14 protein-coding genes and 1 riboswitch are annotated in these 15012 nt (G+C 73.3%); of the genes, 11 read left to right on the forward strand and 3 right to left on the reverse strand.

From position 1 onward, the window contains the following. Positions 1-31: 31 nt before the first annotated feature. From ASD18_RS15750 to ASD18_RS15760, 3 genes are all read right to left on the reverse strand, one after another. Complete coding sequence (locus ASD18_RS15750) at positions 32-1156, reverse strand: ABC transporter substrate-binding protein (protein WP_056094191.1); 1125 nt, start codon at positions 1154-1156, stop codon at positions 32-34. A gap of 384 nt (positions 1157-1540) precedes the next feature. Next, the gene (locus ASD18_RS15755; RefSeq protein ID WP_156388040.1) at positions 1541-2089 is read right to left on the reverse strand and encodes a hypothetical protein; all 549 of its coding nucleotides are present in this window, start codon (positions 2087-2089) and stop codon (positions 1541-1543) included. After that, positions 2086-2574 carry a GNAT family N-acetyltransferase gene (locus ASD18_RS15760; RefSeq protein ID WP_056095204.1) on the reverse strand — a complete coding sequence of 163 codons (489 nt, stop codon included), beginning with the start codon at positions 2572-2574 and terminating at the stop codon, positions 2086-2088. The genes ASD18_RS15755 and ASD18_RS15760 overlap by 4 nt, the downstream gene beginning before the upstream one ends. Before the next feature lie 130 nt (positions 2575-2704). After that, positions 2705-2825: riboswitch (SAM riboswitch) on the forward strand. A gap of 254 nt (positions 2826-3079) precedes the next feature. On the opposite strand from ASD18_RS15760, the gene ASD18_RS15765 reads away from it, so the two are divergent. From ASD18_RS15765 to ASD18_RS15815, 11 genes are read left to right on the forward strand one after another with little or no spacing between them, the layout of a single operon-like run. Further along, on the forward strand, positions 3080-4234 hold the full coding sequence (locus ASD18_RS15765) for an LLM class flavin-dependent oxidoreductase (RefSeq protein ID WP_056094198.1): 1155 nt from the start codon (positions 3080-3082) through the stop codon (positions 4232-4234). Continuing rightward, positions 4234-5613: an NtaA/DmoA family FMN-dependent monooxygenase gene (locus ASD18_RS15770; protein ID WP_056094201.1), complete on the forward strand. Its 1380-nt coding sequence runs from the start codon at positions 4234-4236 to the stop codon at positions 5611-5613. Before ASD18_RS15765 ends, ASD18_RS15770 begins: the two co-directional genes overlap by 1 nt. A 35-nt stretch (positions 5614-5648) precedes the next feature. Beyond that, positions 5649-7292 carry an ABC transporter substrate-binding protein gene (locus ASD18_RS15775; RefSeq protein WP_056094204.1) on the forward strand — a complete coding sequence of 548 codons (1644 nt, stop codon included), beginning with the start codon at positions 5649-5651 and terminating at the stop codon, positions 7290-7292. Continuing rightward, on the forward strand, positions 7289-8236 hold the full coding sequence (locus ASD18_RS15780; RefSeq protein ID WP_056094207.1) for an ABC transporter permease: 948 nt from the start codon (positions 7289-7291) through the stop codon (positions 8234-8236). Before ASD18_RS15775 ends, ASD18_RS15780 begins: the two co-directional genes overlap by 4 nt. Before the next feature lie 18 nt (positions 8237-8254). Next, positions 8255-9142, forward strand: coding sequence for an ABC transporter permease (locus ASD18_RS15785; protein WP_082574129.1), 888 nt, complete (start codon positions 8255-8257; stop codon positions 9140-9142). Beyond that, complete coding sequence (locus ASD18_RS15790) at positions 9139-10785, forward strand: ABC transporter ATP-binding protein (protein WP_056094210.1); 1647 nt, start codon at positions 9139-9141, stop codon at positions 10783-10785. The genes ASD18_RS15785 and ASD18_RS15790 overlap by 4 nt, the downstream gene beginning before the upstream one ends. Beyond that, positions 10782-11603 (forward strand): DUF1684 domain-containing protein, encoded by an 822-nt coding sequence (locus tag ASD18_RS15795; protein ID WP_056094213.1) that lies wholly within the window; start codon positions 10782-10784, stop codon positions 11601-11603. Before ASD18_RS15790 ends, ASD18_RS15795 begins: the two co-directional genes overlap by 4 nt. Continuing rightward, entirely contained in the window at positions 11600-12169 is a 570-nt protein-coding gene (locus tag ASD18_RS15800) for a GNAT family N-acetyltransferase (protein WP_056094217.1), read from the forward strand. The genes ASD18_RS15795 and ASD18_RS15800 overlap by 4 nt, the downstream gene beginning before the upstream one ends. Next, on the forward strand, positions 12166-13209 hold the full coding sequence (locus tag ASD18_RS15805) for an amino acid ABC transporter permease (RefSeq protein WP_082574139.1): 1044 nt from the start codon (positions 12166-12168) through the stop codon (positions 13207-13209). Before ASD18_RS15800 ends, ASD18_RS15805 begins: the two co-directional genes overlap by 4 nt. Then, positions 13206-13970 carry an amino acid ABC transporter ATP-binding protein gene (locus ASD18_RS15810; protein ID WP_056094219.1) on the forward strand — a complete coding sequence of 255 codons (765 nt, stop codon included), beginning with the start codon at positions 13206-13208 and terminating at the stop codon, positions 13968-13970. The genes ASD18_RS15805 and ASD18_RS15810 overlap by 4 nt, the downstream gene beginning before the upstream one ends. A 26-nt stretch (positions 13971-13996) precedes the next feature. Further along, positions 13997-15010 carry an ABC transporter substrate-binding protein gene (locus tag ASD18_RS15815; protein ID WP_369817304.1) on the forward strand — a complete coding sequence of 338 codons (1014 nt, stop codon included), beginning with the start codon at positions 13997-13999 and terminating at the stop codon, positions 15008-15010. The last annotated feature ends 2 nt before the right edge of the window (positions 15011-15012 follow it).

Genomic DNA, 15012 nt, shown 5'->3' on the forward strand with positions numbered 1-15012 from the left:
CCCTGGCCGCCGACCGCCGTCACGGTGCTCGTCACTTGCCCGACGCCCCGAGGTCGCCGTCGGAGACAGGCTCCTGGTCGTTCTCGGCGAGCACCTCGTTGAGCAGGGTCAGGTCGTAGATCCCCTGCAGGTCCGTCTCGTCGGACGTGCCAGCCGCCACCGCGTGGTCGGCGGAGGTCTGCAGGCTCGAGGCGATCGGGTCGAGCGTGATCCGCAGGTTCGCCCAGGCGCGGTCCAGCACCTCCGCGGAGAGCGGCTTGCCACTGAGCTTCTCGATCACCGTGTTCGACAGGGTCTTGGCCTCGTCGGGGTTCGCCGCGATCCACTCGGACGTCGCGTACTCGGCCTCGAGCAGCTTCTTCACGGTGCCGGGGTACTTCGAGAGGTACTCGGTGGCGACGATCAGGTGGGTGGTGACGAAGTCGCCCTCGGGCCAGAGGTCCTTCTCGTCCAGCAGGACGTGCGCGCCGGCGTCGACGACGAGCCGGGACGCCCACGGCTCGGGCAGCCACGCGCCGTCGAGCTGCCCGGCCTTGAACAGGTCGAGCGTCTGCGAGTTCTCCTGCGGGGCGATCGTCACGTCGCTCGCGCCGCCGGTCAGTGAGGTCTCGAGGCCCTCCTCGGCGAGCCAGGCGCGCAGCGCGACGTCCTGGGTGTTGCCCAGCTGCGGCGTGGCGAGCGTGGTGCCGACGAGGTCGTCGGGGGAGTCGATGCCGTCGCGGACGACCAGCTGCGCACCTCCCGACGTCGCGCCCGAGACGATGCGGATCGCCTCGCCGTTCGACTTGGCGAACGCGTTGATGGCGGGGTTCGGGCCGATGAACGTGGCGTCGATGGCCCCACCGAAGAGCGCCTCGACGGCGGCCGGGCCGGCGTTGAAGATCGAGGTGGTGAGCTTCGTGTCGCCGAGCGCCTCCTGGTAGGTGCCGTCGTCGACCCCCACGAGGGCCACGGCGTGCGTCAGGTTGGCGAAGTAGCCGAGGCGCAGCTCGGGTGCCTCGGCGCCGGCGGTCGAGGCGGCAGACGGGTCGGTGCCGGCGTCGGCGGTCGTGTCGTCGGCCGCGGACGAGGAGCAGGCCGCGAGGGACGCGGCGAGTCCGGCGGCAAGCAGGACGCGGAGGGCGGAGGCGGTGCGGCGTGCGGGACGGGCGGTCATGTCAGGTCCTTGAGGGTCGCGAAGGGCGGGCGGGCGGTCGTCATCGACGACATCGCGGCGCCGGCTCGGTCCGCGAGGGCCGGGCGACAGAGAGCTGGGTGGACGCCATGAGGGCGTTTCCTCCGCGGGGGACGGGGGTGGTGGCACGCGCGTCACGCCGTGGGCCGTCGCAGATGGACGGGGGCCGGGCGTCGAACGCTCGGCCGAGGACGGGGGCCGCGTTCAGACGTTCCGCGGACAGCAGGGGCGCGCGGAAGCCATGACGACGTGACAGCACGTCGAGGCGGCGCGGCGGGTCTGCATGGGACGAGGATGACCGTCCCGGAGCCTGGGCAACAGGACCGTCTCTTATTGTGGACACAGCTGGTCGGAATACGAGACTCTTCAGCCGCGCACGTCGAGCCCCGCGTCCCACCCCGGTGCACGTCCGCCGGGGGGCGGGGCGCAGGCGTCGAGGAGACCCGCCTCGGCGAGCACCCAGGAGACCACGGAGTTCGAGCTCCACATGTCCCGGGCCGGTCCCACCGCGCGGCCCCACGTCAGTCGCGGCACGTGCGGGACGGCGGCGAGCACGGCCTCGACGGCCTCGCGGCGGTCACTCACCACGGTGGCACCGTGCCCCGTGGGGCCGGGCGGTCGGGTGTACCGGATCTCGTAGCGGAAGAACGGCAACCAGCCGAGCCAGCGCGAGCCGACCGGGCCGGTGGCGACGACCTCGCGAGTGGCCCGGCCCCACGTGGGTGTCATCTCGACCACGAGCGGGCGGCCGTCCACCACGAGCTCCAGGGCGCCGTGGTAGAGCGTCCGCGCAGGCCGATGCTCCCGAGCGGCAGCGGCCACCTCCCACCAGTGGCTCGTCCGGACGGCCACGTGCCCGCCCTCACCGACGACCGCCCAGGAGACCGCCACCTGCCATCGCGGTGAGGCAGTCACGGCCGCGTCGGGAGCGTGAGCGCGTAGAACGCGCTGTGCGGGTCCGGTACGTAGTCCGCGAACGGCGGGCACGCGACGAACCCGGCCCGTTCGTAGAGGCGGCGGGCGGGTGCGAAGTAGTCCTGCGTCCCCGTCTCCAGGTGCACGGTGCGGAGGCCTCGCTCCGCCGCCGCGCCCAGGACGTGCGCGAGCATCGCCGCCCCGATCCCTCGGCCCCGTGCGGCGGCGCTGGTCCGCATGGACTTGAGCTCGCCGTCCGTCGGGCCGAGCTGCTTGAGGGCGGCGCAGCCGAGCAGGCTGCCGTCGGCGGCGCGGGCGGTCCAGAACGTGATGCCGGGGGCCGCGAGCGCCGAGGGGTCGAGCGCGTGCACCGACTCGGCCGGCGAGGTCGCGTACATGTCCGCGAGGTGCTCCCCGAGCAGGCCGAGTACGTCGGGGCGAGTCGGGTCGTCGGTGCCGATCGTCACGTCGGTGGTCGTGCCCATGCGTGCGCGTGCTCCCTTGCCGGTGGTGGAGACGCCCATCCTCGCACCGGACGGATCCGTCCCACCATCTGGACTTTCGGCGCGGACCATTGACACGCCGACGACCTATGCCTACTTTCCCGACCTGTTAGGTCATGAATTCCAGCGACAAGCCCCGGCTTGCTGGGTGGCAACCCTCCTGCGTGTGGGGTGCCCCGGGTGACGACCTGGTCCTGCGCGAGCGTCCTGCTCGTGCCCGACAACGACGCAGCGCCCGCCAGGCGGGTACGAAGGGACGCACGATGAGCTCGGACCGACGGCCGACGACGGCTCTCTGGATCCTGCGCCCGTGCTGTCCCGGCGCCTGTTGTCGCTGACGACACCTCCCGCCTGGCCGGCCCCGACCGGCACCTGAGCGACTGAGCCGCGGTACCCGCGCCGCTCGACACACCTACGCCTGCACCCCCGTGCGCCGCAGCCTCCTGCGCCGGGGCGCGCCCTGACGACCCAGAACGGAACCTTCCCCATGGCACTTCCGGTGACCCCCCGCCAGCTGCACCTCGGTGTCGACCTCAGCGACGCCGGCGCGCACCCCGCCGCCTGGCGGACCCACGGCTCGCAGGCGCAGCGACTGTTCGACGCCGAGCGGCTCCAGCACCTCGTCGAGGTCGCCCAGCGGGGCACGCTCGACCTCGTCGTGCTCGACGACTCGTTCTCGTTGCAGCCGTCCCGGTCCACCACGCTGCGCGGCCGGCTCGACGCCGCGCTCGTCGCCGCGCGCCTGGCGCCGCGGTCGCGGGGCATCGGCCTGGTGCCGACGGTCGCGACGACGCACACCGAGCCGTTCCACGTGTCGAAGGCGATCGCGACGATCGACCACGTCAGCGGCGGTCGGGCGGCGTGGCAGGTGAGCTGGACCGACGACGAGCAGGACGCGACGCACGTGGGCCGAGGCCCGGCTCTCACCGAGGCGGGGGCCGTCGCGGAGGCCGAGGAGGCCGTGGAGGTGGTCACCGCGCTCTGGGACAGCTGGGAGGACGACGCGGAGATCCGCGACCAGGCCACGCACCGGTTCGTCGACCGGGCCAGGCTGCACTACGTCGAGCACGACGGTGTGCACTTCGCGGTCAAGGGTCCGTCGATCACCCCCCGTCCGCCGCAGGGGCAGCCGCCGATCGTGGTGCGCGTCGGCTCGGAGGCGTCGTTCGGCCTGGCCGCGCGGCACGCCGACGTGGTCCGGATCAGCGCGACCGACCGCGACGAGGCACTCGACCTGCGGCTCCGGCTGCGGGCCGCTGCGGCGGCGGCCGGTCGCGAGCCGGGCGACCTGCGGGTGCTCGTCGACGCGTTCGTGGTCATCGGCCCGGACCGTGCGAGCGCTCGCGCCCGGCTCGACCTGCTCACCGAGCTCGAGGGCGTCGAGTGGGACACCGGCTCCCTCACGCACGTCGGGACGGCACGGGACCTCGCCGAGACCTTCCTCGACTGGTCCGCGGTCGGGGCGGCCGACGGGTTCGTCGTGCGGCCGGCCTCGCTGCACACGGACCTCGACGTCCTCGTCGACAGTGTCGTCCCGCTCCTGCGGGACGCACGGGCGTTCCGGGATCGCTACACCGGTCCGACGTTGCGCGACCAGCTGGGCCTTGCCCGACCGGTCAACCGCTACGCGGCGATCGCCTGATGGGCGCCCGCAAGCAGATCCACCTCGGCGTCCACTTCCCGGGCGTCAACAACACCACCGTGTGGAGCGACCCGCGGTCCGGCAGCCAGATCGACTTCACGTCGTTCGAGCACCTGGCCCGGCGCGCCGAGGAGGCGAAGCTCGACTTCTTCTTCCTCGCCGAGGGGCTGCGGCTGCGCGAGCACAAGGGCCAGATCCACGACCTGGACGTGATGGGCCGGCCCGACACGCTGCCCGTGCTGGCGGCGCTCGCCGCGGTGACCGACCGCCTCGGGCTCGCCGGGACGATCAACACGACCTTCAACGAGCCGTGGGAGCTGGCCCGCCAGTTCGCGACGCTGGATATCCTCAGCGGCGGGCGTGCCGCGTGGAACCTCGTGACCAGCAGCGACGCCTTCACGGGCGAGAACTTCCGGCGCGGCGGGTTCCTCCCGCACGACGAGCGGTACGAGCGTGCGGCCGAGCTGGTCGCGGTCGCGCGGAAGCTGTGGGACTCGTGGGACGACGACGCGGTGATCGCCCACGCCGGCTCCGGGCAGTTCGTCCGGCCCGGCTCGGTCCACGAGGTGCGCCACGAGGGCAAGCACTTCCAGGTGCGCGGCGAGTTCACGACCCCGCGCGGCCCGCAGGGGCACCCCGTGCTGTTCCAGGCGGGCGACTCCTCGGACGGCCGTGACTTCGCGGCGGCCACCGCGGACGTCGTGTTCTCCGCGCACTCCACGTTCGAGGCGGGCCAGGCGTTCTTCACCGACGTCAAGGGCCGCCTGGCCGCGCACGGTCGGCGCCCGGAGGAGCTGCTGATCCTGCCGGCGACGACCGTGGTGCTGGGCGACAGCGCGCAGGACGCCGCCGAGCGGTCCCGCGAGATCCGGCTGCAACAGGTGCCGGGGCCGACGGCCATCGCGTTCCTCGAGCAGGTGTGGGGACGCGACCTCACCGACCACGACCCCGAGGGAGCTCTGCCGCGGATCGAGCCGGATGTGGAGAACCTCGACATCACCCGCGGGCGCGTCCGGCACGTCAAGGACCCGCGGAGCATCGCGGCCGCGTGGCGGGAGCTGGCCGACGCGAACGGCTGGTCGATCCGGCAGCTCGTCATCGAGGTGACGTCGCGCGGCGGGTTCGTCGGCACGGCCACGCAGGTGGCCGACGCGATCGACCGGCACGTGCAGGAGGACGCGTCGGACGGTTTCATCCTCGTCCCGCACCTGACCCCCGGCGGCCTGGACGACGTGCTCGACCAGGTGGTGCCGCTGCTCCAGGAGCGCGGCTCGTTCCGCACCGACTACGCGGGCACCACGCTGCGCGACCACCTCGGACTCACCCGCCCGGCGCCCCGCGCCACCCGCTCCACCGCCGACCGCGCACTCGTCGGCTGACCCCCACCTCTCCACCCAGAACGAAGGACCCCGCCATGCTCCGCTCGACCCGTGCCCGCTCGGCCGCCCTGGCCGCCCTCGTCGTCCCCGCGCTGTTCCTCACCGCCTGCGGCTCGGGCACGCCCGCCGCGTCGGACCCGTCCACCGCCGCCGGCGCGGAGGCCGCCGCCACCCCGGGTGGCACGCTGCGGTTCGCCCTCGGCGCCTCACCCAGCGGCGTCGACCCGCAGCAGGTCGGCTCCAACGTGAGCATCTACATCGCCCGTCAGCTCGCCGACTCGCTGACCGACCAGGACCCGGAGACCGGCGAGATCGTGCCGTGGCTGGCCGAGAGCTGGGACGTCAGCGACGACCTCACGCACTTCACGTTCCACCTGCGCGACGACGTCACGTTCTCGGACGGCACGCCCCTGACCGCCACGACGGTGAAGGCCAACTTCGACGCCCTCGTCGGCCCGCTCGCCGCAACCGCACCGCTCGCCGGCTCCTACCTCGCGGGCTACCAGGAGACGACGGTCGACGACGAGCACACGGTCACTGTCGTCTTCGGTGGCCCCAACGCGCAGTTCCTGCAGGCCACGTCCACCGTCTCGCTGGCGATCCTGTCCGACGCGACCGCGGCCGTGGACCCGGCGGCCCGGCTCCAGGGCGACGTCATCGGCTCCGGCCCGTTCACGCTGGAGACGTACACCCAGGACCAGGGCGCGACGATCGTCCGGCGGGACGGGTACGCGTGGCCGTCGGACGACTCCGAGAACCCCGGCGAGGCGTACCTCGACCAGATCGACTTCACGATCGTCCCCGAGTCGGGCGTGCGGTCGGGCGGGCTGGCCTCCGACCAGTTCGACGCCGTCGGCGACGTGCTGCCGCAGGACGTGCCGCAGGTGGAGGGCTCCGGCGGGTCGGTGCTGACGCGCACCAACCCCGGGGTGGCGTTCGTGCTCCAGCCGAACGTGAGCACCGGCCCGCTCGCCGACCCCGCCGTGCGCGCCGCGGTCCAGGTGGCGATCAACCGCCAGGAGCTGGTGGACACGGTGCTGAGCGAGGCGTTCAAGCCCGCGACCAGCGTGCTCGCCAGCACCACGCCCGGCTACGTGGACCTGTCCGACGAGCTCGCGTTCGACCAGGACGGCGCCGCCGACGCGCTCGAGGACGCCGCCTGGACGCTCGGTGCGGACGGCATCCGCGAGAAGGGCGGCGAGAAGCTCTCGTTCGACGTGGTCTTCGCGCCGCTGTTCACGGGCAGCCAGGCGGTGCTCGAGCTCACGCAGCAGCAGCTCAAGGCCGTCGGCGTCGACCTCCAGGTGCGCCAGCAGACCCCGGCGGAGCAGCAGGCAGCGCTCACGGCAGGTGACTACGACACGTACTACTACAACGTCACGCGCGCCGACGGCGACATCCTGCGCACGCAGTTCTCGTCCAAGTTCCGCAACATCAACAAGCGGCCGGCGGACACGGTGCTCGACCCGCTGCTCGACGCCCAGCTGGCGCAGGCCGACCCGGCCGCGCGCGCCGCGGACCTCGGCACGGCGCAGGAGACGATCCTCGACGAGGGCCTCGCGATCCCGCTGTTCGAGCTCGCGCAGTCCATCGGTGTCGCGTCCGACGTGCACGACCTCACGTTCGACGCCTCGTCTCGGCTGCTCTTCCACGACACCTGGATCGGCGCCGACCAGTGACGGGCTACGTCCTGCGGCGGCTCGGTGCCGCGGTCCTCGTGCTCTGGGCGGCGTTCACGGTCTCGTTCGCGGTGCTCTACCTGCTGCCGAGCGACCCGGTGAGCATCATGCTGGACGCGGCCAACCCGGGCGGCACCGTCGACCCGGCGCAGGTCGCCGAGCTGAGCGCCCGCTACGGGTTCGACCGGCCGCCGCTCGAGCAGTACGTCGTGCTGCTCGGGCGGGCCGTGACGGGCGACCTGGGGGTCTCGGTGACCTCCGGGGCCCCGGTCTCGCAGCTGCTCGCGGACGCGTTCCCGCAGACGCTCGCGCTCACCAGCGTGGCCCTGGGGATCGCGCTGCTGCTCGGCGGCACGATCGCGGCGACCTCGTCGTGGACCCGCTCGACCCGGTTGCGCGGCGCCCTGCTCGCGCTGCCGCCGCTCGGGGTGTCCATGCCGACGTTCTGGATCGGGCTCCTCCTGCTCCAGCTCTTCTCGTTCCGGCTGCCGATCTTCCCGGCGGTCGGCAACCAGGGGGTCGCGAGCATCGTGCTGCCGGCGGTCACCCTCGCCATCCCGCTCTCCGCGGTGGTCGCCCAGGTGCTCGCCCGCTCGATGCGGACCGCCTGGGACGCGCCCTACGTGGAGACGGCGCTGGCCAAGGGTGCGTCCCGCGGCCGGGTGCAGTGGCGGCACGTCACGCGCAACGCCGCGCTGCCCGCGCTGACCCTGCTCGGGATCGCGGTCGGCAACCTGCTGGCCGGTGCCGTGGTCGTGGAGACGGTGTTCTCCCGCGCGGGGTTCGGCGGGCTCGTCGAGAAGGCCGTCCGCGCCCAGGACATCCCCGTGGTGCAGGGGGTCGTCGTGGTCGGCGCGCTCGTCTTCGTGGTCGTCAACCTCGTGGTCGACCTCGCCTATCCCGCGCTCGACCCGCGGATCTCCCGCACCCCCGCCACGGCCTGACGCACGGAAGGACACGTCATGACCCTCGTCTCGCACGCGCCGCTCACCGTGACGGCCCCCGTCCTCGCCCCTGCCGCCGTGCCGGCTCCCGGTCGCGGTGCGCTGCACCCTCTCCTCCGGCCCGGAGCGATCGCCTCGCTCGCGGTCGTCCTCGTGGTGCTCGGCTGGGCGCTCGTGCCGGGGCTGTTCACGGCCGCGGACCCGCTGGTCGGCGTGCCGGCCGAGAAGCTGAGCCCGCCGAGCGCCGCGCACTGGTTCGGCACCGACAACCTGGGCCGCGACCTGTACGCCCGCACCGTGCACGGCACCGGACTCTCGCTGCAGGCGGCACTGCTCGCTCTTGGGCTCGGCCTCGTCGTGGGTGCACTCGTCGGGCTGGTCGCCGGCTACCTCGGCGGGGCGGTGGACGCCGTGCTCATGCGCACCACGGACGTGCTGCTGGCCATCCCCGGCCTGCTGCTCTCGCTCGCAGTGGTGACCGCGCTCGGGTTCGGCACGCTCAAGGTCGCGATCGCCGTCGGCGTCGCCGAGGTGGCCACGTTCGCCCGGGTCATGCGCGCCGAGGTGCTCCGCGTGCGGACCACCACCTACGTCGAGGCGGCCGTGCTGGCTGGGGCGCGCCGCCCGGCGGTGCTCCTGCGGCACGTGCTGCCGAACGCCGCCGGACCGATCCTCGTCCTCGCCACGGTGCAGCTGGGCGTGATCGTGCTGGCGGTCTCCTCGCTGAGCTTTCTTGGGTTCGGGGCGGTGCCGCCGACCCCCGAGTGGGGCTCGCTCGTGGCGGAGGGTCGCAACTACCTCGCGGTCGCCTGGTGGTTCACCACGCTGCCGGGGCTGGTGATCGCGGCGCTCGTCCTGGCCGCCAACCGCCTCGGACGCGTGCTCGAGGGAAGGACGCACCGATGAACGCGACCCCCGTCCTGCGGGTCCGCGACCTGGTGGTCGAGTACGAGGTCCATCGCAGTACCAGCGTGCGCGTCCCTGCGGTCCGCGGGGTGAGCTTCGACGTCCACGCGGGCGAGGTCGTGGCACTCGTGGGCGAGTCCGGCTCGGGCAAGTCCACGACCGCGCACGCCGTGGTCGGGCTGCTGCCCGCCGGAGGGCGCGTGGTCGGCGGGAGCGTCCGGCTGCACGAGGGCGAGCTGGTCGGGCTGCCGTCGAAGGCGTGGCGGCAGGTCCGCGGAGCGCGCATCGGGCTGGTGCCGCAGGACCCGGGCATCGCGCTCAACCCGGTGACCCGCGTGGGCGACCAGGTGGCCGAGGTGCTCCGGATCCACGGTCGCGTGCGGCGCGCGGACGCGGCTCGGCAGGCGGTCGAGATCCTCCGGTCGGTCGGGCTGAGCGACCCCGAGGCCCGCGCCCGGCAGTACCCGCACGAGCTGTCCGGGGGCATGCGCCAGCGCGTGCTCATCGGCATCGCGCTCGCCCTCGAGCCCGCGCTGGTGATCGCCGACGAGCCCACGAGCGCCCTCGACGTGACGGTCCAGCGCCGCGTGCTCGACCTCCTCGACGACGTCACCACGCGCGCCGGCTCCGCGGTCCTGTTCATCACCCACGACCTGGCGGTGGCCGCCGACCGCGCCGACCGGGTGGTGGTGATGAAGGACGGCGAGATCGTCGAGCAGGGACCGACCGCGCAGGTGCTCGGTTCTCCGACCCACGCGTACACGCGGTCGCTGCTCGCCGCGGCGCCGCAGCTCACGGTGACCACCCCGCGAGCGCCCGTGCCCGACATCGGTCCGGCACCGCTGCTGGAGGTGCTCTCGGTGAGCAAGGCGTTCCGGCTGCCCGGGCACGCGGGCCGCACGGTGCAGGCGGTCGACGACGTGAGCCTGTCCATCCCGCGCGGGGGAGCGTTCGGGCTGGTGGGGGAGTCCGGGTCGGGCAAGTCGACCGTCGCGCGGCTGGTCCTGCAGCTGACGGCCCCGGACTCCGGGACCGTGCTGCTCGACGGGGCCCCGGTGTCCGACCCGGCCGGCCGGTCGGTCCTGCGGCGCCGGTCGCAGCTGGTGCACCAGAACCCGTTCGCGTCGCTGGACCCGCGGTTCACCGTGGCGAAGATCGTCGACGAGCCCCTGCGGTCACACCGCGTGGGCAGTCGCGCGCAGCGGCGCGACCGCGTGGTCGAGCTCCTCGAGCAGGTGGCGCTGGGCGCCGCGTACGCAGACCGGCGCCCGGGCGAGCTCTCCGGCGGGCAGCGGCAGCGTGTCGCGATCGCCCGGGCCCTCGCGCTCGAGCCGGACCTGCTCGTGCTCGACGAGCCGACCAGCGCGCTCGACGTCTCGGTGCAGGCGCAGATCCTGGCGCTCCTGGACCGCCTCCGCCGCGAGCGCGGCCTGACCTACCTGTTCATCTCGCACGACCTGGCCGTCGTGCGCCAGGTGGTGGACCGGGTGGGCGTGCTGCACGACGGCCGCCTGGTCGAGGTGGGTCCCACCGCCGACGTCTTCGACCACCCGCAAGACCCGTACACCGTCGAGCTGGTCGGCGCGATCCCTGGTGGTCGCGCCGAGCTCACCCCTGAACTCCTCGAGAGGAGCACGCGATGACCGCCCTGACCACGGACCCGCTCACCGATCTCCGGCGGTGGCGCACGGCACGGGAGACGACCCTGCAGCAGCCCCACGGCTGGCTCAGCCTCGTCGGCCTGCACGCGCTGACGGCAGCGCCCCGGAGCGTCCCGGGACTGCCCGGCGAGTGGTGGACCGACGGCGCCGACGCGTTCGTCCGGTCGGGCGCCGGTCTGCAGGACCCGGAGACGCGAGCCCCCCTCGACGCCACCTGGCGTGGCACGGTGGGCGAGGGCCTGTCGACCCTCGTGGCGACCTTCGTGCCCGCGGGCCGGCCCGACGAGGACCGCGTCGTGGTCGAGCTCGTCCGCCGCACCGGCCGCCTCCACCTGCGGGTCCGCGACCCTCGCGCAGCCGCCCGGGCGAGCTTCGTCGGCGTCCCGGCGTTCCCGTACGACGAGTCGTGGGTGCTCGACGTCCCCGTCCGCTGGTACGACGAGCCGGTCGCGGCGACGGTCGGTGCCGCGCAGCACGGGCTCGTGCACCACGTGCGGCTGGTGGGGGAGATCGACGTCGAGCGCGACGGCGTCGTGCACACCCTGCGGCTCACCGCCGGTCATGCACCGGGCTCGGCCGGCGTGCTGTTCAGCGACGAGGCCGAGGACCTGGCGCCGTGGCGCGTGCTGAGCGTGGAGGCGGACGCGGGGACGGACACGCTGCGGCTGGACCTGAACCGCACGATCAACCTCCCGTACGCGTTCAGCGACTTCGGCACGTGCCCCGCGCCCGTGCAGGGCAACCACCTGCCGTTCGCGGTCCGGGCCGGCGAGCGCGACCCCCGCGGTGGCGTCTCGTGACCGCGCCGAACCCCACGCTGACGGTGCGCTGGACGGAGCTGTCGGATCCGCTGGTGCGCCCGCTGCTGGACGAGCTGGCGTTCGAGTACGCCACCCGGTACCAGGGCATCCTGGCCGTCGACGACATCCGGGCCGAGCTGGAGCACTACCCGGCGCACGAGTTCGCCTCGCCCGACGGGGGGCTGGTCCTGCTGCTCGAGGACGGTGTCCCCGTGGCGGGCGGGGCGTTCCGGCGCCGCGTCGAGCCCGAGCTCGGTGACCCCGACCGTCGGCCGCGCGCCGAGGGGCGCGACGAGGCCGGTGTGCCGACCGTTCCGACCGCCGAGCTCAAGCGGATCTGGACCCACCACGCACACCGCCGGCGTGGTCTCGCGTCCCGGGTCGTCGTGGAGCTCGAGCAGCGCGCGGCCGCCCTCGGCTACCCGCGGCTCTACCTGACCACGGGACCGCGCCAGCCGGAGGCCGTGGGTCTCTACCTGCGCACCGGCTACACGCCCCTGTTCGACCCTGACGCCGAGGCGACCGGACCGCTCCCGTTCGAGAAGTGGCTGGAGGTGACCCCGTGAGCGTGTTCCAGGACGAGTCCCGGCTCCTCGCACCGCCGCCGGTCCTGCCCGCGCGCGAGGTGTCGACGCTCGCCGGGCTGCGCGTCGTGCCCGCCCGCCACCCGGGTCGCTGGGTGGCCACCGCGGTCGTCGCCGTGCTGCTGGCCATGGTGGTCAGCTCGCTGATCACCAACGACCGGTGGCAGTGGTCCGTCGTCGCGGAGTACCTGACCTGGCCGTCGGTGCTCACCGGTCTGTGGGGGACGCTGCGGCTGACGTTCGTCGCGGCCGTCATCGGCTTCGGTCTGGGCACCGTGCTCGCGCTCATGCGCCTCTCGCGGTCGCCGCTCCTGCGCTCCGTGGCCTGGGGCTACACGTGGGTGTTCCGGTCCGTGCCGCTGATCCTGCAGCTGCTGCTCTGGTACAACCTCGCCTACCTCTACCCGGTGCTCTCGTTCGGCATCCCGTTCGGGCCCGCGTTCGCCGAGGTGGACACCCTGTCGATCGTCGGCAAGTTCGGTGCCGCGGTGCTCGGTCTCGGGCTCTCGCAGGCGGCGTACTCGGCCGAGATCGTCCGCGCCGGCATCCTCGGCGTGGACCAGGGCCAGCACGAGGCGGCCGCCGCGCTCGGCATCCCGCGGGCCCGTCAGCAGCTGCGGATCGTGCTCCCGCAGGCCATGCGGACCATCGTGCCGACGTCGATCAACGAGATCATCGGCCTGGTCAAGGGCACGTCGGTGGTCTACGTGCTGGCCTACGGGGAGCTGTTCTACACGGTCGGCGTCATCTACGGCCGCAACCTCAAGGTCGTCCCGCTGCTCATGGTCGCGGCGATCTGGTACCTCGTCGTGACGACGGTGCTCACGGTGGCGCAGTACTACCTGGAGCGGAACTACGCGAAGGGCGCCCTGCGCACGCTGCCCCCGACGCCCGTGCAGCGGCTGCGGTGGACGGTGCTGGCCACGACCAGCCGGCTGACCGGGCGCGAGCTGCCCGCGAGCGTGCCGCCCGCCTACGCGCCGCGCGCCGGCCACCTGGTCCGAACGGGGGGCGACCGATGACCGCCGGACTCGTCGAGGTGCACGGCGTGCACAAGAGCTACGGCACCCTCGAGGTGCTCGCCGGGATCGACCTGGTGGTGCAGCCGGGCGAGGTCACCGTCGTCATCGGGCCCTCCGGGTCGGGCAAGTCGACCCTGCTGCGCGTCATCAACCACCTCGAGCGCGTCGACAGCGGGTTCGTGGCCGTCGGCGGGGAGGTCGTCGGCTACGAGCGTCGCGGCGACACCCTGCGCGAGCTGCGCGAGAGGGACGTCCTGCGCCAGCGCACCCGCATCGGCTTCGTGTTCCAGAGCTTCAACCTGTTCCCGCACCTCACGGTGCTGGAGAACCTGGTCGAGGCGCCGGTGCACGCCCAGGGCCGACCGCGCCGGGAGGTCGAGGCCGAGGCGCGCGTGCTGCTGGAGCGCGTCGGTCTGTCCGACAAGGCCGACGCGCGTCCCCGGCAGCTGTCCGGCGGGCAGCAGCAGCGCGTCGCGATCGCCCGCGCGCTGGCCACCAAGCCCGAGGTCCTCCTGTTCGACGAGCCGACGTCCGCGCTCGACCCCGAGCTGGTCGGTGAGGTGCTCGACGTCATCAAGACCCTCGCCCACAGCGGCACGACGCTCGTCGTCGTCACGCACGAGATCGGCTTCGCCCGCGAGCTCGCCGACACGGTCGTGTTCATGGACGGCGGCCGGATCGTCGAGCAGGGCCCGCCGGCGCAGGTGCTCGATCATCCCCGGCACGCCCGCACCAAGGCGTTCCTCGACAAGGTCCTCTGACCATCCCACCCCGAAGAGAGAAGATGATGTCCGCTGTATCGCGCCGTTCCACCCGCCCGTCCCGCACCCGGCTGCTCGCTGCGCTCGTCCTGACCCCCGTGCTCGCGGGTCTCGCGGCCTGCTCCTCGAGCGCCGCGGAGGAGCCCGGTGGCGGTGACCTGCAGGAGGCTGCCAAGGCGGCGGGCCTGACCGTCAACACGACCGCGGACCAGGACCGGATCCGCACCACCGAGTCGGCCGAGGCGATCGCGCTGCTGCCGGAGGCGATCAAGGAGAAGGGCACGCTGACGGTCGCCGTGAGCGCGTACGTCGCCCCGCTCGCCTTCCTGGCCGACGACGAGAAGACCCCGATCGGCAACGAGACCGACATCGCGCAGCTGGTCGCCGACGCGCTCGGGCTGGAGCTCGAGCACGAGGTCAAGGCGTGGGCCGACTGGCCGCTCGCCGTGCAGTCCGGCGCCGTCGACGCCGTGATCTCGAACGTCACGGTCACCGAGGAGCGCAAGGAGCTCTACGACTTCTCGTCGTACCGCAACGACGAGCTCGGCTGGCTGGTGCGTGCGGACAACGACGACATCACGGAGATCACCGAGCCTGCGGACATCGCCGGCCTCACGGTCGCCGTGGGCTCGGGCACCAACCAGGAGAAGATCCTGCTGGCCTGGGACGAGGAGAACACCGCGGCCGGGCTCGAGCCCGCGACCGTCGAGTACTTCGAGAACGACGGGGACACGATCCTGGCGCTCCAGTCCGGCCGGATCGACACGTCGTTCGGCCCGAACGCGACCGCCGCGTACAAGGCCGCCGTCTCCCCGGAGGACTTCAAGGTCGTCGGCACCCTGAACGGCGGGTGGCCCGCGACCGCGCAGATCGCGGTCGGCACCCTCAAGGGCAACGGCCTCGCGCCGGCCATCACCGCGGCCCTCAACCACGCCTTCGAGGACGGCACCTACGCCGAGGTGCTCGAGCGCTGGGGTCTCCAGGACGAGGCGATCGACACGTCGGAGACGAACCCGCCCGGTCTGCCGAAGACAGACTGAGC

The sequence above is a fragment of the Cellulomonas sp. Root137 genome (assembly GCF_001426725.1).
Classification (GTDB): domain Bacteria; phylum Actinomycetota; class Actinomycetes; order Actinomycetales; family Cellulomonadaceae; genus Cellulomonas.

Excerpts from the sequence above, each read along its gene's own strand:
- ASD18_RS15750 (WP_056094191.1), bottom strand. The coding sequence starts at position 1,156 with ATGACCGCCCGTCCCGCACGCCGCACCGCCTCCGCCCTCCGCGTCCTG.
- ASD18_RS15760 (WP_056095204.1), bottom strand. The coding sequence starts at position 2,574 with ATGGGCACGACCACCGACGTGACGATCGGCACCGACGACCCGACTCGC.
- ASD18_RS15765 (WP_056094198.1), top strand. The coding sequence starts at position 3,080 with ATGGCACTTCCGGTGACCCCCCGCCAGCTGCACCTCGGTGTCGACCTC.
- ASD18_RS15770 (WP_056094201.1), top strand. The coding sequence starts at position 4,234 with ATGGGCGCCCGCAAGCAGATCCACCTCGGCGTCCACTTCCCGGGCGTC.
- ASD18_RS15775 (WP_056094204.1), top strand. The coding sequence starts at position 5,649 with ATGCTCCGCTCGACCCGTGCCCGCTCGGCCGCCCTGGCCGCCCTCGTC.
- ASD18_RS15785 (WP_082574129.1), top strand. The coding sequence starts at position 8,255 with ATGACCCTCGTCTCGCACGCGCCGCTCACCGTGACGGCCCCCGTCCTC.
- ASD18_RS15790 (WP_056094210.1), top strand. The coding sequence starts at position 9,139 with ATGAACGCGACCCCCGTCCTGCGGGTCCGCGACCTGGTGGTCGAGTAC.
- ASD18_RS15795 (WP_056094213.1), top strand. The coding sequence starts at position 10,782 with ATGACCGCCCTGACCACGGACCCGCTCACCGATCTCCGGCGGTGGCGC.
- ASD18_RS15810 (WP_056094219.1), top strand. The coding sequence starts at position 13,206 with ATGACCGCCGGACTCGTCGAGGTGCACGGCGTGCACAAGAGCTACGGC.
- ASD18_RS15815 (WP_369817304.1), top strand. The coding sequence starts at position 13,997 with ATGTCCGCTGTATCGCGCCGTTCCACCCGCCCGTCCCGCACCCGGCTG.